The sequence below is a fragment of the Pseudomonas sp. Sample_16 genome, assembly GCF_004307665.1.
Taxonomy (GTDB): Bacteria; Pseudomonadota; Gammaproteobacteria; order Pseudomonadales; family Pseudomonadaceae; genus Aquipseudomonas.
Window position 1 is genome coordinate 144,661 of record NZ_RCOB01000097.1, and the last position, 19,794, is coordinate 164,454.

Here is a 19,794-nt window from a genome sequence, read left to right on the forward strand (position 1 = left end):
CCGGGTGACGGAAATATTTGACGCAAACCGCTTATGGATACGTCAGCGTTTGGCCCTGACCGCCAGAATGCTGCCAGGCACGGAGTACAGCGCGCGCTCTGTGTTGCTGCCAATCAGCCGGTCAAAACCCGTACGGTGCACCGTGCCCATTACCACGACATCAGCCAGGTATTGCTCGACAAACTCACTGATAACCGGCACCGGCAACCCCATGACGAAATGCCGACGCTCTGGCGGTACGCTATAGCGCTGCGCCAGTGCGATAAACGCCTGGTGCAAGGATTGACGCAGTTCCTCGATCAGGTCCACGCCCCACCCTCCCCCGGCCAGTGGTGCGTCGCTATTGAAAACGGGCGACAAATCATAGGCGTACAGCAGGTGTAACGGCGCATCGCATTGCAGGGCCAAGGCGTTCGCAGTCTGAATGATCGTATCGTTCAATCCGCTGATTTGTGTCGAAGGATCGAATGGGTCCACTGCCGCAACAACCCTGTGCGGCAAGCTGTAGCGAACCTGGTTGACCAGATGCACGGGGATCGGGCATTCACGCAACAAGTGACAATCAAGTGGCGTAATGAATACCCGCTTGAGCGCTGGCTCAAGGGTGACATCCTTGATCAACAGGTCGGGTTTGAGATTCTCGACCGTCTTCAAAATATCCAGCAACGGATGGGTAGTGAAGACGGCTTTAACCGTTGCCTGTAAACCCAGGTCGCTGAGCCGGTCCAGTTCTTCGGCTTCCCAGCGACGGTAGCGACGCACATAACGCTGTTGCTGTGCATCGTCGACCTGTTCTTCAAAATAATGAATCACCGGCGCAGGTTCGACAAAGACTCGTACATCCAGTACAGCCCCTGCTTCCATGGCCAATGCAACCGCGCGCTGTTGTGCAGGTGACTCATGCAAAGATTGATCGGCGATCAATAGAAAACGTTGGTAATTTCCCATCACACACCTCCGTTCTGCGTCAGGATTGCAGCATTTTTTGTGGTTTGATCGCGAGCAAACTGCAAGGCGCCCGGTGCAGAAGTTGCTCGGCCGTGGTGCCCAGCAGTTTGCTCAAGCCCTTGTGCTGCACCGTACCCATGACGATGACATCGGTATGGTTCTCGCCAACAAATTCACAGATGCTCGGCACCGGAGCACCTTCGATGAAGTGCCTGCGCTGCGGTGGCACGCCGTGGCGCTCAGCGATGGCTGCAAAGGCTTCAAGTTGGGCCGCGCCCAACATTTCGTATATCCCGGTTGCCAAAGGCAACGCGCCAAAACCCATGTCGTGAACGTATGCGGACGTCCAGTCATAAACGTGCAGCAGGTCAAGGCTGGCATCGCAGATCGCCGCCAGTTTCGAGGCTGCGTCGATAATCTGGTCGTTAAGCACATGGCCCTGATCCTCATCGCGAAACACATCAATGATGGCCAGTACCTTATGCGGTCGAGCATTGAGCGGCGTGGTCACCAGATGCACCGGTACAGGACAGTCACGCAGCAACTGCCAATCCAGCGGGGTAAAAAATACGCGCTTGAACGCCGATTCTTCCTGAGCATCCTTGATGATGAGTTTCAGCGGCATCTCGTTGATAAAGGTCAGGATCTCCTCGTAGGGATCTTGCACCCACATCACCTCGGTAGTGACCTGCACCCCATGTTTTCTCATCAATGCGGCCTGGTCGGTGAGCCATTGGCGATGGGTGTGCAGATAGCCGTCTCGAGCCAAATCGAATTGCTCAGGGGCGAACAGCCCTGCCACCGACAGGGCCTGTGAATAGTCGAACGCCACGATGTGCAAGGGTAATTGCATCGCCAGCGCCAACGCTGCAGCCCTGTCGAAGGACGGGGTACGAGTCATGGCTGGAGGGGCGATCAAGAGTAAACGTTGAGTCTGCGGCATGGGGCACCTCGGCACGCGGCCATTACAATCCAGAACCAGAGTCACAGATTGATCAATGCCTGTTCCGGTCATTTGATATTTGTCAGTTACGCACGCGATGTCCGTCAGGAAATCCCCATGCCTGCTCATTGATATCTTTGTTATGGGCGCGAGCCATTTGCCGCTCAGGCATCCGAATGGGTTCTTTTGCCAGGTCAGCGACACTGGGCCAGATATGCGGGGCCTCGATACGTGCCTTGAGTAGACCCACAAATGCCTGTGCTTGGCACAGACTGTTGAAGTTCACTTGCAAGGCATCCATGCACACGACCCAGCAATGGCTTGCCGGTTGCTCCGTGATATCAATGATCATAAAGACCTCCGTATTGCTTTGAGAAACAGCACGCAAAGCCTTCCGGCTTTATCGCGACCTCCTTGACGGCTATTGCTCCTTCAGTGAAAAAGCCGTGCGCTGCACATCCTCAAGACTGCACCGTAGAGACCGGCAAAAGATTGATCATGGTCAATAATTTCGTTATCGGGCGATGTCCACACAACTGCATGTCAGGCTTCGTTCGATCGACTATTTTTGACAAAGATCAAACCTGCCGCCCCTAACCTCTGCAGGCTTGTTGGAAGACTTCCGCCGTGGCTAACGGATCAACCGATCACCTGGTGCAGATGTGTCACCTCTGTTCAATCGCTCTTTGCTCCGGAGAGGCTTCATGAACGTCGACTGGCTGAACTTCACTCCTTGGTCGTCTCTTGCAGGAGGCGCATTGATTGGTCTGGCTGCCAGTCTTTTCGTTATCTTCAACGGGCGTATCGCCGGTATCAGTGGTCTGATTGGCAGTCTTTTGCAGCGTGGGAGTGAGGGTGTGAGTGAGAAAGCACTTTTTCTCCTGGGCCTGGCCATTGCCCCGCTTGTATGGCGTTTGTTTTCCTCGCTGCCGCCAATTGAGTTCAAGAGCGGCTGGTTTGGACTTTCCTTGGCCGGCTTGATGGTGGGCATCGGTACACGATACGGCTCGGGTTGCACCAGTGGACATGGCGTTTGCGGCCTATCGCGTCTCTCGCCACGATCGATGGTCGCTACCGCGTGCTTCATGTTCAGTGGTTTCGCCACGGTGTTTATCGTGCGTCATCTGCTCGGGGGGTGAACGTGATCAAACTGAGTGCATTCATTGCAGGCTTGCTGTTCGGCATCGGCCTGCTCCTGGCTGGCATGACCAATCCGGTGAAAGTACTGGCCTTCCTGGATGTAGCCGGTGCATGGGACCCCTCCTTGGCTTTGGTCATGATCGGGGCCATTGGCATCGCCGTGGGGCCGCTAGCCTGGGCACGCCAACAATCCCGTTCGCTGCTGGGAAGGCCAATGCAGCTTCCGATCAAACGGGAGTTGGATACTCGTTTGATCGGCGGGAGTCTGGTGTTTGGAGTCGGCTGGGGATTAGCAGGCATTTGCCCCGGCCCCGCAGTGGCAATTCTGCTGACAGGACGCTGGCAAGGGATCGTGTTCATGCTGGCCATGCTGACCGGCATGTGCTTGTTTACTGTGCTGCAGGCCCGACGAAACCAATGAAGGGGAAATCGCCATAAAAACGGACACTCGAACCATAGGCCCTCGCCTTTTCGCCCACCCCACCGTTTGATGCGCTGCAACTGGCCTTGGAATTTCTCTTTGGGAACAGTGAACACCGTTGATTTCTTCATCGATGGCTGCATGGTCTCGTTGGCAATGTTTCGTTCCCCACGCAAATGAGGACCCCGGTGTATCAATACGGCATCTGATATATATCAAGGTGCGTTGTGACAGTGCTGCTAATTACTAGGTGGTCGGGCTGTGGTTTTTGATGTTGGCAAAGTGATCTGACGCAAACAGCAATGTTCATTCAAAACCCTGGCTCAGCTCCCCCCACTAAAAAAGGCAGCTAGACATGAAATACAGCAGACTGGCCATGCTCTTGTTTACTGCATCGTTAGCCCCCACAGGGACATTTGCAGCAGAGCAAGCTCAAGTGACGCAGACGCAACAACAAGCTCCAAATGTTGCCGAGTTCGATAAACAGATGGTTCAGGCGCAAGATACCTTCAAGAAAATGCAGGCACAGATGGAGAAAATTCAGCAAACCCAGGATCCCCAGCAAAGGCAGAAGCTTCTTCAGGAACATTGGAGTGCGATGCAGAATGCAATGAGCATGATGAACGGTATGTGGGGGCCGGGAATGATGGGCAGAGGACACATGATGGGTGGTAGCCACAAGATGGGGTGGCATGACTACGCGAACATGACCCCTGAGCAACAGAGTCAACGCCAATACATGATGGACAGGTATACGGGGATGCAACAGATGATGATGGATAACATGATGAAGCATCAGAACTACATGCAAGGGCAGCCGCCTACAAAGCCTGGACAATAGGCACTTGTACTCTGCTTTGTGAAGTGCGTTTTCGGTGGACTGGGAACGCACGCCTCTATCGCTTTTAGCGCGAACAGATTCACTCAGACCTGCCAAAGGTTTCAACGCTTGATAAGGTCAATACCGATGACCTTGATATCCTCAATGTTAGGAAACCTAGCCGTCTTGAGCGACGAGACCTTTTTGCCGACCATACCTCAACGGTATCGTACAGCACTCAAATGATATTAGACCCCGATTGCCTTCGAACTTAGCCTGTGAGTCCTCAGGCTATGCGTACGAATAAAAATAAATGCTTTTTCGAAGCAATCATGAGTTCTCATTGTTCGATACCCCAACGCAATTCATCGCGCTGCCCGCCATGGTTCTGTTCGTTAATCGCACGACATCGGCTGCCGAGCCCCCCGCCTCAACTCATTTCTTGGCACGCTATACACACCTTGGCAATCACCGTGATTCACGTGGCTTGCCGTCAGATCATTCTGTTCAGCCAACATAAAAACAGGAGTATTCCTTGATCAATAAAACATTTGAATCAGTCGCGGCTGCACTAGACGGCATTGCCGATGGTTCGGTCCTCATGGTGGGTGGATTCGGCACTGCCGGGATGCCGTCGGAGTTGGTCGACGGCGTTATTGCTTCGGGCGCTCGCGAGCTGACCATCATCAGCAACAATGCCGGCAATGGTGAAATCGGTCTGGCCGCATTGCTCAAGGCCGGGCGTGTTGCCAAGGTCATCTGCTCGTTTCCACGCCAATCCGATTCCTATGTCTTCGACGAGCTCTACCTGGCAGGAAAGGTTCAGCTCGAAGTGGTGCCACAAGGCAACCTGGCCGAACGTATTCGCGCGGCAGGCTCTGGTATCGGTGCTTTCTATTCACCGACCGGCTACGGCACTTTGCTGGCCGAAGGTAAGGAAACCCGTGTGATCGACGGTCGCAACTACGTGCTGGAAATGCCGTTGCATGCCGATGTCGCACTGATCAAGGCCGAAAATGGCGATCGCTGGGGCAATCTCACTTACCGTAAAGCCGCGCGTAACTTTGGGCCGATCATGGCGATGGCCGCGAAAACGACAATCGCCCAGGTCAATCGGATCGTGGAGTTGGGAGAACTGGACCCCGAACACATCATTACGCCGGGAATCTTCGTTCAGCGCGTGGTCGCAGTGCCCCGCTCCCCTTTCACGAAAGCCAACGTCAACTGAGGTTCGCCATGACTGTCATGAATAAACTATCGCGTAGCGAAATGGCGCAACGTGTGGCCGACGACATTCTCGAGGGCTCTTACGTAAACCTGGGTATTGGCGTGCCTACGCTGGTGGCCAATTACCTGGGTGACAAAGAAGTGTTCCTGCACAGTGAAAACGGTGTGCTGGGCATGGGCCCGAGCCCTGCGCCGGGTGAGGAAGACGATGACCTGATCAACGCGGGCAAACAGCATGTGACACTGCTGCGTGGCGGAGCCTTTTTTCACCACGCCGATTCGTTCTCGATGATGCGTGGCGGGCACATCGACATTGCCGTGCTGGGCGCTTTCCAGGTCTCGGTCAACGGCGACCTGGCCAACTGGCACACCGGAGCCGAAGGTTCCATTCCGGCTGTGGGTGGCGCGATGGATCTCGCAACCGGCGCGCGCCAAGTGTTCGTAATGATGGATCACCTGACCAAGACGGGCGAAAGCAAATTGGTGCCGCAATGTACCTACCCGCTGACCGGCATTGGCTGCGTGACCCGGATTTATACCGACCTGGCTATCCTGGACGTCACTCCAAAAGGCTTGCAGGTCAGAGAAATTTTTGCCGATATCAGTTTTGAGGCATTGCAAACGCTCAGTGGCGTGCCACTGATTCGGTAAAGCCGGTTGGCGCCCACCCCGCGATTGGGCGCCCCTCCTCACCGAATATTCGCCCTTTATCGAACCCCTTCCCGAGCGACAGGTCTGCATCTTTATAACTCCTCGGGAATGAAGCCAATGTCCGCGCAACACACCCTTGTCGTGCTCGCTCGGGGCGGATATGCCGCTCGAGGTGTCCTGTACCTGATCATCGGTATCTTCGCTCTGCTGGCGGCACAAGACTCGACAAAACCCAAGGACAGCCACAAAAGCCTGGAGGCTTTGCTAAGCCAGCCTTTTGGTTACGTCCTGGTCGGGCTGGTGGTGGCTGGTTTACTCGCATTCGCAGGCTGGCGAGTGTTGCAGGCCATTCGCGACGTCGATCATCACGGTACGTCGCTCAAGGGTCTGGTCATTCGTGCAGGGTTGTTCGCGGGTGGTTTGATCAATGGCGCACTGGCGTTTTTTGCGCTGGGCCTGCTCATCAGTGGTATCAGAAGCTCAAGCAATTCAGGCGGCGGGAATACCCGGGATCTGCTGGCGCATCTTTTGTCGTGGGATCACTCAAACGTGTTGATCTACCTGGTGGCGCTGATCCCACTGGGTGTAGGCATTGCTCACCTCATCAAGGGGTGGAAGGCAACATTCGAGAAGTACTTCGAGGCCGACGAAGAGGTGATGCGCTCCATACGTCCCGTATCTCGGTTCGGACTCATAGCCCGAGGCGTCGTGTTTATCGAGATAGCGGTGTTGCTGGTAATCGGCGGCTCACGTTATCAAGTCAAGGATCCCCCGGGCATGAAGGAAGCGCTTGATGCTCTGCAGAATCTGCCAGCGGGAAGCGTGATTCTGATGGTGATGGCTTTGGGCTTGATCGCCTTTTCGGTTTACAGTTTTTCCGAAGCCGCCTGGCGCAAAATCAATATGGATGTGCCTGGAGTCCCGGCATCGTAGTGGCATGACGGCACCTCAGGCTTTCGCTTCTTGCGTGATTGTGCCATCACGATCGGCGGCATTGGGTACTGGCAACACCCTGCCCTCGCGCACTTCAAGAATCTGGTCTGCAATGCGGATCATGGCGGGCCGATGGGACACCGCGATGACGGTTATGCCGGGGGTCAGGCTTTTCAGTACCTGGCATATTTCGGTCTCCGATTCCGGATCGAGCGCGCTGGTTGCTTCGTCCAGAATCAGAAGCTTGGGGCGATGGGCCAAGGCACGTGCGATGACGATACGCTGCCTCTGGCCGCCGGACAGTTTGGCACCTCGCTCGCCGACGATCGATTGCAGCCCGCCTGGACATTCCTGCACAAACTGCCACGCGCCGGCCTGACGTAGCGCACGCTCTGCATCGTCGGCATTCAACGACCTGTCCCCCAAGGTGACGTTCGCCAGAATGCTGTCGTGCAGCAGCAAGGTTTCCTGTGTAACGTAGCCGATCATCCGCCGCCAGGCCCTGCGGTCCAGGTCGTGCAAGTCACAGTCGTCTACCCTGATGCGTCCGGATTGAGGCGCGAGCAGCGAACAGATCAGGTCGAGCACGGTGGTTTTGCCTGCACCGGAAGGACCGATCATGGTGGTGAATGAACCGACCGGAAAACTCATCGACACGCCGTCGAGCACTTGCCGTCCGCCGTAGCCAAAGCTGATGTTTTCAAAAACGATATGGCGCTTCAAGGCAGGGACGCAGTTCCCTCCAACCGGCTCGGCATCGGCCACGGCATTGTCGATTGCTTCGTTGATGGCCCAATAGGCGCTCTCTTGCGCGGCCATCCGGTGATAGCGCTGTTGCGCTTTGTGCAGCAATCCCAGCATTCGCACCACCACGAATATGAGCACCATCACCGAAGACAGCGGCAGTCCGCCGATGACAAGCCCGGCGTAGAGTCCCGCGGCGGCAAGGATTGCCAGCATGGGTTCCTGCAAGGCCCGCAATGTTTCGCGGCTCATCACTTCGCGCTCCAATGCGGTGTTGAGCTCGCCGGCGTGACCGCGCAGCAAGGAATCGGCAATGTCATCCCGGGCCATGGCCTTGAGCGGTTTAACCGAAGCCAGCGTATCCGTCAGGTAGACCAGCAGCTCACGCATCAAGCGGGTCTGGCTTTTGCCCACGCGACGTGACGTCTTGACCAGTCCCCGCACGGCCACCAGCAGGACAAAACCGATCAGCAATGAGAGGAACGCTGCCTGCCAGGAGACGAAAAGCGCGATGATTGCATAGGCCGCTGCCTGGATGCCCAGCGCCAGCATATTGGCCGCATGCTCATAAGCGGTGGAAGCGCGGTAGGCTTCCGTTGCCACGGCGTTGGCCAGTGCCCCGGCAGGCTGGCGCAGATAATATTCCCAGCGACTGCCCAGAGAGGCTTTGATCAGGTCGATGCGCAGGTCGGTCGCCACATGTGCCACCGTGTAGCCAACCTGCCGATTGCCCAGCAATATCAGCAGGTTACTCAGCGTCATGCCCACGACAATAATCACCAGCATGTTGGGGATCGAGGGCTCAAGGCCGAGCGTGTCCATGACGGCGAAGACCTGAACCGCCAGCTTTGAATGCGGCTGGTCTTCAAGCACCGCCGATATCAGTGGCAGCATTGTGCTCAGGCTGACGCTTTCGACCACCCCTGCCAGCAGCAAACTCAGGAGCATCAGGACGGTACGGGCCGGATAAGAGCGGCCAAAGGCAAAAATAATCCGCATGAGTGTCGTTCACTATGACGTAGGTAAAGATTAGCTCACCGACAGCTCGCGACACTGTTCAAGCGCCCACTGTGACGAGGTCCACCGGGCTACGCAATGACGCGAAGGCCTCGATGATCTGGTCTATTTGCTCGGGTGTATGGGCCGCGCTGACGCTGCAACGTATCAGGGTGACGGCACCGGGCGTCGCTGGAGGCAGGACCAGATTGACATAGACGCCCTTCTCTATCAGCGCCCGCCAGAAGGCCAGCCCCTCGTGTGGCGACTTCAGCATCACGGCAATCACCGGACTGGCTTGTGGCCCCAATTGGTAGCCTGACTCTGCCAACCCCTGATAAAGCCGCCGGGCATTCGTCCACAGCTGACGCCGCAGCTCCGGACGTTCCTTGATGGCCTTGAGCGCTGATCTCACGGAGGCAATGGCCGAGGGCGCGGGTGAAGCGGTAAAGATATAGGGCCTGCTGGCGTAGCGAAGCAGGTCCATTTGCGCATCGTGACAAGCAGCGAAGCCACCGACCGCGCCCAGGCTCTTGCTGAACGTGCCCAACAGAATGTCGACTTCCGAGTCCACCCCCAACTCTTCGGCCAGCCCTCGCCCCTTGGCACCCAGCACACCGAAGGAATGCGCCTCATCTACCAGCAGGTAACCTCCGAGACGACGCTTGACCTCGACTATTTCTCTGAGCGGAGCCTGATCACCCAGCATGCTGTAGATGCCTTCCACCAGGATAATCGCTTCGCGCGCGCGGTCGCCGAGCCGGACCATGCGCCGCTCCAGATCAGCGACATCGTTATGGCGAAAGCGGATGATCTCTGCACCACCCAGCTTGCAAGCGTCGTAGATGCTCGCGTGGCAATCGGCGTCAAGCAATACCACTTCGCGCGCGCTCGCCAGGGTCCCGATGACACCCAGATTGGCGACATAGCCTGTGGAGAACACAATGACGGAACGCCGCCCCAGAAAATCGACAAGTTCCTCCTCCAACGCGCTGTGCCCGGCGTAACTGCCATTGGCCATACGAGAGCCGGTGGTGCCGGTCCCTTCAAGCTCCAGCGAGCGCTGCGCCGCCTTGATGCCGTCGGGATCGAACGTCAGCCCGAGATAATTATTGGTACCCGCCAGTATGACTTTTTTCCCCTGGATACTGCCCTCTGTCGGGGAGTACATCTCGTCGATGCGAATTCCAAAAGGATGCGAATCCGAGAGGCTGGCGCGTTCCGCCGCCAGTTTGCCGAACTTGTCAAACAGTCCCATCGGCATGCTCCATCAAGTTGAGAATCGCGTGGGACAGCTGTGCAGGCGTTCGCACATCCATCAGGATGTTGAGGTGGATCGAGATGTCGAATTCGTCCTCCAGCTCCATCAGCATGTCCATCACCTTTATCGACTCCATCCCCAGGTCCTGGGCCAAATCGGTATCCGGGTAGATTGGCGTCCCGGGAGGTGCAAGCCGCCCGATGAGCATTATCACCCGTTCGAGTATCGCTTCTTGTGTGATCATCGTGGGTTTCCTTGAGTTCAGTGGCTCTTTGCCCGCTCAGAACATGTGATTGCGCAACGCTTGCCTTAACAGTATCTGCGGCTCCCAGCCCAGTGACGCGCTGATGCGCGCATTGCTGCAGGTCCAGTCCGGGTGCATCAGTTCATTGACTTTGCCGGGGGTCAGCATGGGTGCCCGGCGGGTGAACCGGGACAGCACCAGGTTCGCTCGTGCAAGGCCTTTCAGTACCCCGGCAGGCACTGCGGCTTGCCGTACCGGCGCATGGCGGATATCGCAAGCGATGCCGGCCAGGCTTGCCCAGTCGTACCCTTGCACCTGGCCATCACACAACTCAAAGGTCTGCGATTGCACGACAGGTGCGTCCAACCACTGCATGACGGCACTGACCAAATCGTCCACATGCAGAAAGCTGAACTGTGAATCGTCTCGACCGAGGGTTACCAGCCAGCCGCGCAAGAGCCAGTCGAACAGCGGACGCAACTCGCGGTCACCGGGACCGTATACGGCGGTCGGCCTGAAAATACACACGGGAATCGCTCCGGCAGCGGCCTTTACCTGGCGTTCGCCTTCGAATTTGGAAGCGGCGTACCAGGACAATGTCGGATGGCGCGCCGCAAGGGACGAGATCAGCAGAAAACGCTCGCAACTGCCGTTAAGGCGTGTCGCCTCCATCAAGTGTTTGCTGCCCTGCACGTTGACCGAGTCGAAATCCCGGGCAGCCCGGCCCCTGACCTTGCCTGCGCAGTGAATAACCGCATCTGCGCCCCGGGTAAGTTCGGCAAGGGCCGGCTCATCATCCAGTGTTCCCTTGATCCACTTCGTTCCATCCTCTGCCGTACCGCTCCCGGAGCGAGCCAACGCTCGTACCTCCACGCCTCGGGCAACAAGTCGTTCGCGCAGGACGCTGCCGATGAAGCCAGTGGCGCCAGTCAGCGCAACCACGCGAGCGCTCACGTCGTCTCCAGTGCCGGACAGGGAAGAACAGCGTTGGCCTGGGCCATGAACCGTTCGAGGGCTTCGGCGCGAGAGGGTTTGCCCGAAGAGGTTCGTGGCAATGAATGAGGTGGCACAAGGTGTACGTCGGCAGCAAGGCCGAACTCACTGATGATCTTGGCCAGCAGTGTCCGGACCAATTGCTCGCGGATTTCCGGCTCACGGACCCGGCATTGAACCTGGACCACGACCTGAGGTTCATCATCGCCGGGCACGACAAACACGATGGCATCGCCAGGCCTCAGATCGGGTTCGGACTCCACCAGGTATTCGATATCCTGCGGCCAGATGTTTCGGCCCCGGACTATGAGCAAATCCTTGCGCCGGCCAGTGATATGCAGCTCGCCCCCGGACAGATAGCCCAGGTCACCGGTGTCGAGCCAGCCATCTTTCAAGGCTGCCTGGGTATTTTGGGGATCATTGAAATAACCCGACATGACGCTGGGCCCCCAGACGAATATCTGGCCTACCTCACGCTCGGCGACCACCCGCCCCGCCGCATTGCGAATTTCCACGCGATGCCCTGGCAATGGCGCGCCACAATTGGTAAACGCACAGCTTCCCGGATCATCGGCAGCACATTTCTGCGCCCTGAGCTGATGTTCCAATGCCTGGCGAGCGACATGATCCACCAGCACCCCTGCCCCGCGGCGGGCGAAGCAGACGGCCAGGGTGCTCTCCGCCAGACCGTAGCAAGGCGTGAATGCAGCCGCATTGAATCCCGTGTCGAGAAAACAATCCGCGAAACGGCGTAACACCGATGCCCGAATGGGCTCCGCCCCAATCCCCGCGACACGCCAGCAGGAGAGATCCAATACGGCTTTTTCCGGGTCCCGGACTCGCCGGGTGCAGAGGTCATAGCCAAACGGCGGGGCAACCGAAACATTCACCCGATTCTGGCTTATCAGTTTGAGCCATTGCCCGGGTCGCGTGGCGAAATCCCGGGTGTGCAAGTAGTCGACTGTCAATTGTGCCGCCATGGGCGCCAGGACAAAGCCCACCAGCCCCATGTCATGATAAAAGGGCAGCCATGACGCACATCGGTCCCCCGGACGAACGCCGATACCGTTCACGACGATGCCTCTGATGTTGGCCATCACCGCACGCTGGGTAATGATCACGCCACGAGGAAATCGGGTACTGCCGGATGTGTATTGCAGGTAGGCGATGTCCTCCGGCAACACGCGGGGAAGCGTCCGCACGGGCGGTAAATCGCTCAATTGCTGGACAGTCCCGACGAACGCCTGAAGCGAGGTCCCCAGCGCTTCCCGTGCATAGGGAAGCCATTCCTCCTGTCCGAGGACGGCTGCCGGCGTGCAATTGGCGAACAGTCCTTTCAGCTTTTCCACGTAGGAATGATGGCTTCCCAAACTGGATGGCACCAAAAGAGGAACGGCGATCAGGCCCGCGTATTGGCAAGCGAAAAACGACTCGATAAAGCTTTGGTGCGTATCGGCGATGAGTGCGACCCGATCACCCTTCTTCAACTTGAGCCCAAGTAGACGTTTAGCCAGCGCGACAGCATTGCTTTTGAGCTCAGCGTATTCAACCGCAGCAATCAAGTGGCAATGCCTGTCGTAGAAGTTCATCCCGGTCTGACCAGACGCGGCATAATCGAGTGCTTCCACTAGCGTGGAAAAGTCCGCGAGACGTTGAGTGAGTGCCTGTTTTGCAACGGTTGCAGACATAAGGAAACACCCATCCATTTAGCCCGAGTAAGGATAAGTCAAATAGCGGGTCGACCCCCTGCGCCAGTAAAACACTTGTCGTTTTACTGCCCCGTTGCCGTTTCCATGGAGTCCAAGCTCCAGGGATAACCGGCTCGCAGAAGATCTTTCGGCTTTTTCAAGTATTTACAAAGCCTAACGCAATACTAATCGGCATCTGGGTGATCGCAAATTTTTTCCCGGATGAGCGACGACCGGCGAACATCGCATGTAGCTGTAGCACCTCGTTCTCAAATGCGACAGCCATCGAAAAGTACAGGGTATTTAAGCCTTAGAGGCGCATTCACGCCAATATTTAGATCACGCGCGCCCGACGCCAAAAGTTCAGCTACGCTCTGACGGCAAATCCGAAGAGAAGCTAGTTCAACTGCTACCGACTTTTGGGCCAACGATGATCAATAAGAAGTTGCCAATCATTACGCGACCCGTCCTTACACGTTTGGAACTCAAGACATTCATCAGCTTCCCCGGCACTCTTTATCGCAACGATCCTTGCTGGATCGAACCGATCCATTTCGAGCGCCAGGAACTCCTTTCCAAAAAGAACCCGGCGTCGTCCCATTTAACGTGGCAGGCGTGGCTGGCCTGGTCGGGAACGGAAGTCGTGGGGCGTATCACGGCACAGATCGACAGCCTTCACCGGCAATTGCACGGCAATGATTCCGGGCACTTCGGGATGTTTGAAGCCGTGGATGACCCGGCCGTAGTCGACAGCCTGTTCGCGGCAGCTGAGGCCTGGTTGCGCGAACGTGGCGCCGCGCGTATCACCGGTCCGTTCAATCTGACCATTAACCAGGAAAGCGGGTTATTGGTGGAAGGATTCGATCATCCCCCCTCTGCGATGATGGGACACGGACAGCCCTACTATGATCAAAGGCTCACCGCCATCGGCTATCGGCAAGCCACGGACCTGCTGGCCTACTGGATGCGCACCGACCAATTGCACTTTCCGCCGGCCTTGTCGGCGATGATGGCGCGCGAGCGAAAGCGCGTGGTGGTCAGGCCTCTGGACACCCGTCAGTTCCGGCGCGACATGCGCATCCTGCGTGAAATATTCAATGACGCCTGGAGCCGTAATTGGGGGTTTGTACCTTTCACCGAATCCGAATTTTTCGAGCTTGGCAGCCAGTTGAGGTTGTTGGTCCCCAAAGACCTGTTGTACATCGCTGAAGTCGATGGCGACCCCTGCGCTTTTATCGTGGCCATCCCTAACATCAACGAGGCGATCGCCTCTCTCAAAGGACAATTGCTGCCCTTTGGCTGGCTGCGGCTGTTGTGGCGGCTTTATGGCAAGGGTACGCGCACCGCACGCGTGCCCCTGATGGGCGTCAAGCAGCGTTACCAGTTCAGCCGCTTGGGACCAACACTCGCCCTGCTGTTGATCGAAGCGCTCAAGCCACCCTTCGTCAAACGGGGCATTGAAGCGTTGGAGATGTCCTGGATCCTGGAGTCAAACGCGGTGATGCGCAAAATCCTCGTCCAGATCGGTGCCACCCCTTACAAGCGCTACCGGATCTATGAAAAGCACATCTGAGGCGAAACAATTCACTGCGCTGGTGCTGGCAGCGGACAGGGGCTCGGCAGATCCGGTTGCCGCAATGGCCGGGACCAGCTGCAAGGCCTTGGTGCCGGTGGCCGGGATACCCATGGTCTGTCGGGTGGTCGGGGCGTTGCAGGACAGCGAGTGGATTGATCGAATCGTACTGGTAGGTCCTGCGCAAAACTTACTCGCGCAAGATGCCTCAATGACGCAACTGCTCGACAGCGCCGGTGTCGGTTGGCTGGAACCCGCCAACTCGCCCAGTGTTAGCGCCGCACAAGCCCTGGCGCTTCAGCCCGCAGACAGACCGGTGTTGGTGACAACCGCGGACCACGCACTGCTTTGCCGGGAGATGGTCGACTACTTTCTACAGCACGCGGCCTCGGGCGGGCATGATTTTGTGGTGGCGGTGACGCCCCTGGACACGGTTCTGGCGCGCTTTCCAGGCACCCGGCGCACCGGCATCCGGCTGCGCGGCGGCCCGTATTGCGGCAGCAATTTGTTTGCGTTCATGACCGAGGACGCCCGCCGGCTCGCCAGCTACTGGCAACGGGTCGAACAGGACCGCAAAAACCCTCGACGCGTCATTGCCGGTGCGCTGGGCTTTACAGGCGTTTTGCGCTACCTGATGGGCCGGTTGACCCTGGAACAAGCGCTACAACAGCTTTCCAGCAAGTTGGGGGTGAGTATCGGCGCGGTGATCATGCCCTTTGCGGAGGCCGCTATCGATGTCGATTCGCCGCTGGATTATCAAATGGTGGAGCGGTTTCATGCGCAGAAAAATCAGTCGATACCGAGCGGTTCCTGATGGATCTGGATGGCAACGCTCCGCGGTTTCGCGAGCGTTGGCAGGGTCCGGATTATGTTTCTGATCGAACGCTATGTGATCGCCGAGATCCGTCGACCGGTGTTGGTGATGGTCAGCATCCTGGTGTTCATCTTTGCCAGTTACTCCGCAGAGCGCTACCTGTCTGACGCGGTACAGGGAACCCTCGCTTTGCAGGCCGTGCTGCAAATGGTGTTCTACAAGGTACTGATTGCGCTGGAAATGCTGGTGCCGGTGGCGTTGTATGCCTCGGTGACCCTGGCGGTCGGGCGCCTGTGCCACGATTCCGAAATCATTGCGATATCGGCCTCGGGGGCAAACCCGCTGCGGATCTATCGGGCTGTCCTGTTATTGGCAATACCGATCTCGCTGGCGGTGGCCATGCTCTCGCTTTACGGGCGCCCCTGGGCCTATACGCAGGCCTATGTACTGGAACAGCAGTCGCGAACAGATCTGGACGTCAATCATCTGCAAGCGCAACGCTTCAATCTGAATAACGAAAACGGCAGGATGATTCTGGCAGAGCGGATCGATCGCACCGATGGCCGGCTCCACGATGTACTGATCTATGACCCGGGCGACTCGAAAACCCGTGTGTTTCGTTCCGCACAAGCGCGCATTCTGGATCCCGATCCAGACGATCCGGTCGTGGAACTGACGCAAGGCCATTCCTACTTGCTCAAGCACAGCACCTCAAAGGATATTTCAGAAAAATTCGAGCACATGCGGCTGCACTTGCTGCCCATCGAAAGGGCTGCCGAAGGTAAGCGCAAGGCGGCTCCCAACCAGGTGCTGGAGGCTTCCAGCGCACCGTTGGACAAGGCCGAACTGCAGTGGCGCCAGACGCGGGGCGTGAGCGCGACCATCCTTGCATTACTCGCCATTCCGTTGAGCCGCACCCGGCCCAGACAGGGACGATTCGCCACCCTGCTGCCCGTAACAGCCGCGTTCGCCCTGATTTATTACGCAGCGGACATCTGCAAGACAATGGTGGGCAACAGCACCTTGCCCCTGTACCCGGGGTTGTGGATCGTGCCGCTGTTGATGAGTCTGGCGCTGCTGATTTTCCTGGCGCGGGATCTGGCACTCTTTCGGTTCGGCCTACGATGAAAATCCTCGATCGCTACATCACCCGTCATGTGTTCTTCGGTTTCGCCGCTGCCGCAGCGCTGTTGCTGCCGTTGTTCACCACCCTCGACCTGGTGGGCGAACTCGATGATGTGACTGCTGACGGCTACCGATTGAGCCAGGCGATCGAAGTCGTCTTCATGACCCTGCCCCGTCGTATCGTCGAGCTGGGCCCGTTCATCGCCCTGCTCGGCGGCATTGCCGCGCTCGGGCAGTTGGCCGCCACCCGGGAACTGACGGTCATGCGCGCCACTGGCCTGTCGATTGCCCGCATCGGGTTCACGGCGACGCTGGCCGGGCTCGCGCTGGCGTTGGCATGGGCGGCGCTGGATGAATGGGTGGCCTCTCCCCTGCAGCAAAATGGCCTGGAGTTGCGCAACGAAGCCATGTCCGCCGGTGCTCAGGCCAGCAACGACCAGGGAAGCGTCTGGGCTCGCCAGGACGACCAAATCGTGCGGGTGGGCAATCTTCAGCACAAACGGCTGCCGGTCAATATCGAAATCTTCCGGTTCGACAACGACCACTCACTGGTGTCCTACCTATTTGCAGAGTCGGCGGACATACAGGACGCAGGCCAATGGCGTTTGAACAACGTCCAGGTCAAACAGTGGAATCAGGGCACCGAAACGACACAGCAACTCGATCATATGGTTTGGCATTCGATTTTTGGCGGAGCGCGACTGGGCGACATTACCCTGCCGACTGAAAGCCTGTCCGTGCGCCAACTCTATCGTTACATCGCCTACCTCAAAGGCTCGGGCCAGCCCTCGGCGCAATATGAAATGGCGATGTGGCAAAAACTCGGGCGGCCGATCCTGACCCTGGCGATGATCCTGTTCGCCATCCCGTTTGCCTTCGCACAACCGCGCTCACCCAACCTGGGGGCGCGGCTGGCGTTGGGTGCGCTGGTCGGGTTAATGGTCTATGTAAGTAATCAGATCATCGTAAACCTTGGTCTTCTGCTAAAGATGAACACACTGATCACTACCTTGGGGCCGGCACTGGTCTTGCTCGCGGTGGCGATCGGGATGGTGGGTTACATGGACCGGGGCAGTCGCTGAGACTGCCCACGCTATTTCAATGAACAGGGCGCTGAACAATGAAGACTCTCGTATACCTGATCTGTAGCAGCCCGGTGCGTCTGTGGGGCCTCACCTCCAGAGAACGAGTGGGCCGTATGCTCGCAAAGTTTCCCGACGCCCACCTCTGCGATGCAGGCGAGCCATTGCCGGCACAAGGCGAGGTCGTGCTGCTGCGCGAAGATTACCTTTACGATGATCGGGTGTTGCGGGGGTTGTTGAAAACGCCTGAGGTCGCCCTGCAAGACCCCAAGACCGGCGCCATCGTCGCCGCCCATGCCAGCGTGGAGCGACTCGCGCACCTGCCCAGCCTGGATACCGACGCCGTCGCCGCATTGCGTAAAGTGGTTCCCGCTACCGTGGCCACCGCCATGCAGACCCAACTGCGCAAGTTCGATCCTCCGTGGGTCGCGCAAATCACCGACAGCAATCAAGCGCACCTTGAAAAGTCGCTGTTCAACGGATCCTACAAAGGTGTCACCGACTTCATAACCCGAGCGATCTGGCCTGTCCCGGCGCGCTGGGCCACCGTCTGGTGCGTGCGGCTTGGGCTCAGCCCCAACCAGGTCACGGCAGCCAGCTATGTGCTGGCTATTCTGGCGGGTGTGCTGTTCTGGCACGGGCATTTCGGTGCGGGCCTGGTGGCCGGCTGGCTGATGACGTTTCTCGATACGGTCGACGGCAAACTGGCACGTGTCACTGTCACCTCCACCCGTTTCGGCAATATTTTCGACCATGGCCTGGACCTGATTCACCCGCCGCTCTGGTATATCGCCTGGGGAATGGGCTATGCGGCGACCTGGGACTCGGACATTCCGCTCAACCCCGTGCTCTGGGCCATTTTCCTGGGCTATGTCGCAGGTCGGTTGTGCGAAGGTGCGTTCAAGTTCGCCGCGCCCTTTTCAATGTTTCTGTGGCGCCCGTTCGACTCGCTCAACAGGCTTGTCACTGCGCGGCGTAATCCCAATCTACTGATACTGACCTGCTTGTGGGCGGTGGATGCCCATGACACGGGATTGATTTGGGTGGCCGTCTGGACCTGTGTTTCGACACTGGTGCTGGGGGTTCGCACAGTGTCCGCCATTGTCTTGAAACACCGGGGCCACCCGCCGCAGCCCTGGCTCAGCCGAATCGACATGGCCGCCGAGCGCGACCGCTTGATCGTGCGGATGTTTGCGCCGCGCTCGGGCCTCAATGATGCGTGACGCTTGTCCGCGGCCGCAGAAAATCGGCATCTTGCTCAACCCTTGCAGCGGCACCCTGCGACGTGCCTTGCCCAGGTTTCGTCTGCTCGCCCGCGACGTCCCCGGCGCCTCTGTGCTCGAAGCCACCTCGGCCGATGAGATCGCCGATGCCGTGTGCGATTTTCAGCTCCGGGAGAGTGACCTGCTGGTCGTTGTGGGTGGCGATGGGACCTTGCAAGCCGCGATCTCCTTTCTGCTGAGCCAAGAAACTGCGTGCCTGCCAACCGTACTGGTCATTCCGGGTGGCACCACCAATATGAGCGCGATCGATCTGGGGGCGCGCCTGAGCGCCGAAAAGGCCTTGACGGGCTTATCCGCCTGGCTCGCCGGCGATGCAACCGCCGCAAAAGTCGTATCGCGTGCTGCGCTTCGCGTTGATAGCGGGTTGCAACATGCGGCGCAATTCGGAATGTTCTTCGGCGTCGGCGCAGTCGTGAACGGCGTGCGTTACTACCATCGAACGCTGCGGCCCAAGCGCGTACCCGGGGCGCTGGGGCCGACACTGGCCTTGGGTCGAATGCTGTTTTCTGCGCTGCACAACCTGCCACACGACCTGTTTTGCGCGTTGCCCGCCCGCCTGGGCACTCATCGTGGTGTCTGGGAACGTGACTGGCTGGTGGTGTTTGCCACCACCCTGGACCGTCTTCTTGCCGGAAGCAGACCCTATTGGGGCACCGAACCGCAGCCCATACATCTGACCGCCATCGCGCATCGGCCCCGGCGCCTGGCCCTGGTCCTGCCGCTCTTGCTCTGGGGCCGGGCCGTCTCGCTGATCAAGGAGCAAGATGGCTACTTCAGCCACAATTTCACCCAGATGGATCTCGGTGGCGCTGACGAATACGTGCTCGACGGTGAAATTTTTCCAGCACAAGGCACGATCACCCTGGCCGCCACGGCCCCGATCCGCTTCATGACCTTTTAGGACCCCT

The 19,794-nt window shown here is 58.1% G+C and carries 20 protein-coding genes; 12 read left to right on the forward strand and 8 right to left on the reverse strand.

The features are described from left to right. Positions 1-42: 42 nt before the first annotated feature. From D8U69_RS14395 to D8U69_RS14405, 3 genes are all read right to left on the reverse strand, one after another. Positions 43-948 (reverse strand): universal stress protein, encoded by a 906-nt coding sequence (locus tag D8U69_RS14395; RefSeq protein ID WP_056855344.1) that lies wholly within the window; start codon positions 946-948, stop codon positions 43-45. A gap of 19 nt (positions 949-967) precedes the next feature. After that, on the reverse strand, positions 968-1,891 hold the full coding sequence (locus D8U69_RS14400; protein ID WP_130907575.1) for a universal stress protein: 924 nt from the start codon (positions 1,889-1,891) through the stop codon (positions 968-970). An 82-nt stretch (positions 1,892-1,973) separates the two neighbouring features. Beyond that, a complete protein-coding gene (locus tag D8U69_RS14405; protein ID WP_130904846.1) occupies positions 1,974-2,243 on the reverse strand; it encodes a hypothetical protein in 270 nt (89 codons plus the stop codon). Positions 2,244-2,595: 352 nt separating this feature from the next. Between D8U69_RS14405 and D8U69_RS14410 the strand changes: the two genes are divergently transcribed. From D8U69_RS14410 to D8U69_RS14435, 6 genes are all read left to right on the forward strand, one after another. After that, positions 2,596-3,030, forward strand: a complete 435-nt coding sequence (locus D8U69_RS14410; RefSeq protein ID WP_056855346.1) for a YeeE/YedE family protein — start codon at positions 2,596-2,598, stop codon at positions 3,028-3,030. A gap of 2 nt (positions 3,031-3,032) precedes the next feature. After that, entirely contained in the window at positions 3,033-3,452 is a 420-nt protein-coding gene (locus tag D8U69_RS14415) for a DUF6691 family protein (protein ID WP_130907576.1), read from the forward strand. 355 nt (positions 3,453-3,807) lie between these two features. Continuing rightward, positions 3,808-4,293 (forward strand): hypothetical protein, encoded by a 486-nt coding sequence (locus D8U69_RS14420; RefSeq protein WP_130907577.1) that lies wholly within the window; start codon positions 3,808-3,810, stop codon positions 4,291-4,293. 514 nt (positions 4,294-4,807) lie between these two features. Next, positions 4,808-5,500, forward strand: coding sequence for a 3-oxoacid CoA-transferase subunit A (locus tag D8U69_RS14425; protein WP_056855348.1), 693 nt, complete (start codon positions 4,808-4,810; stop codon positions 5,498-5,500). An 8-nt stretch (positions 5,501-5,508) separates the two neighbouring features. After that, a complete protein-coding gene (locus D8U69_RS14430; RefSeq protein WP_056855349.1) occupies positions 5,509-6,150 on the forward strand; it encodes a 3-oxoacid CoA-transferase subunit B in 642 nt (213 codons plus the stop codon). Positions 6,151-6,267: 117 nt separating this feature from the next. Beyond that, positions 6,268-7,083 carry a DUF1206 domain-containing protein gene (locus tag D8U69_RS14435; RefSeq protein WP_130907578.1) on the forward strand — a complete coding sequence of 272 codons (816 nt, stop codon included), beginning with the start codon at positions 6,268-6,270 and terminating at the stop codon, positions 7,081-7,083. 15 nt (positions 7,084-7,098) lie between these two features. Here D8U69_RS14435 and D8U69_RS14440 read toward each other — a convergent pair whose 3' ends face one another. From D8U69_RS14440 to D8U69_RS14460, 5 genes are read right to left on the reverse strand one after another with little or no spacing between them, the layout of a single operon-like run. Beyond that, positions 7,099-8,826, reverse strand: a complete 1,728-nt coding sequence (locus D8U69_RS14440) for an ABC transporter ATP-binding protein (RefSeq protein ID WP_130907579.1) — start codon at positions 8,824-8,826, stop codon at positions 7,099-7,101. Between the two features lie 58 nt (positions 8,827-8,884). Further along, positions 8,885-10,081: an aminotransferase class I/II-fold pyridoxal phosphate-dependent enzyme gene (locus D8U69_RS14445; protein WP_130907580.1), complete on the reverse strand. Its 1,197-nt coding sequence runs from the start codon at positions 10,079-10,081 to the stop codon at positions 8,885-8,887. Beyond that, positions 10,068-10,328 carry an acyl carrier protein gene (locus tag D8U69_RS14450; protein ID WP_056855353.1) on the reverse strand — a complete coding sequence of 87 codons (261 nt, stop codon included), beginning with the start codon at positions 10,326-10,328 and terminating at the stop codon, positions 10,068-10,070. Before D8U69_RS14450 ends, D8U69_RS14445 begins: the two co-directional genes overlap by 14 nt. 36 nt (positions 10,329-10,364) lie before the next feature. Continuing rightward, entirely contained in the window at positions 10,365-11,282 is a 918-nt protein-coding gene (locus tag D8U69_RS14455; RefSeq protein ID WP_177434569.1) for an NAD(P)-dependent oxidoreductase, read from the reverse strand. Further along, positions 11,279-13,009 carry a fatty acyl-AMP ligase gene (locus tag D8U69_RS14460; protein ID WP_130907581.1) on the reverse strand — a complete coding sequence of 577 codons (1,731 nt, stop codon included), beginning with the start codon at positions 13,007-13,009 and terminating at the stop codon, positions 11,279-11,281. Before D8U69_RS14460 ends, D8U69_RS14455 begins: the two co-directional genes overlap by 4 nt. Positions 13,010-13,439: 430 nt before the next feature. On the opposite strand from D8U69_RS14460, the gene D8U69_RS14465 reads away from it, so the two are divergent. The 6 genes from D8U69_RS14465 to D8U69_RS14490 all read left to right on the forward strand — a co-directional run bounded on the left by D8U69_RS14465 (position 13,440) and on the right by D8U69_RS14490 (position 19,787). Continuing rightward, entirely contained in the window at positions 13,440-14,582 is a 1,143-nt protein-coding gene (locus D8U69_RS14465; protein WP_130907582.1) for an N-acetyltransferase, read from the forward strand. Next, positions 14,566-15,396 carry a nucleotidyltransferase family protein gene (locus tag D8U69_RS14470; protein ID WP_130907583.1) on the forward strand — a complete coding sequence of 277 codons (831 nt, stop codon included), beginning with the start codon at positions 14,566-14,568 and terminating at the stop codon, positions 15,394-15,396. The genes D8U69_RS14465 and D8U69_RS14470 overlap by 17 nt, the downstream gene beginning before the upstream one ends. A gap of 54 nt (positions 15,397-15,450) precedes the next feature. Continuing rightward, a complete protein-coding gene (gene lptF / locus D8U69_RS14475) occupies positions 15,451-16,524 on the forward strand; it encodes an LPS export ABC transporter permease LptF (protein ID WP_056855358.1) in 1,074 nt (357 codons plus the stop codon). Continuing rightward, the gene (lptG, locus tag D8U69_RS14480) at positions 16,521-17,603 is read left to right on the forward strand and encodes an LPS export ABC transporter permease LptG (protein ID WP_130907584.1); all 1,083 of its coding nucleotides are present in this window, start codon (positions 16,521-16,523) and stop codon (positions 17,601-17,603) included. The genes lptF and lptG overlap by 4 nt, the downstream gene beginning before the upstream one ends. 116 nt (positions 17,604-17,719) lie before the next feature. After that, positions 17,720-18,826, forward strand: a complete 1,107-nt coding sequence (locus tag D8U69_RS14485; protein ID WP_241668660.1) for a CDP-alcohol phosphatidyltransferase family protein — start codon at positions 17,720-17,722, stop codon at positions 18,824-18,826. Beyond that, on the forward strand, positions 18,816-19,787 hold the full coding sequence (locus D8U69_RS14490; RefSeq protein WP_241668661.1) for an acylglycerol kinase family protein: 972 nt from the start codon (positions 18,816-18,818) through the stop codon (positions 19,785-19,787). The genes D8U69_RS14485 and D8U69_RS14490 overlap by 11 nt, the downstream gene beginning before the upstream one ends. Positions 19,788-19,794 lie beyond the last annotated feature (7 nt).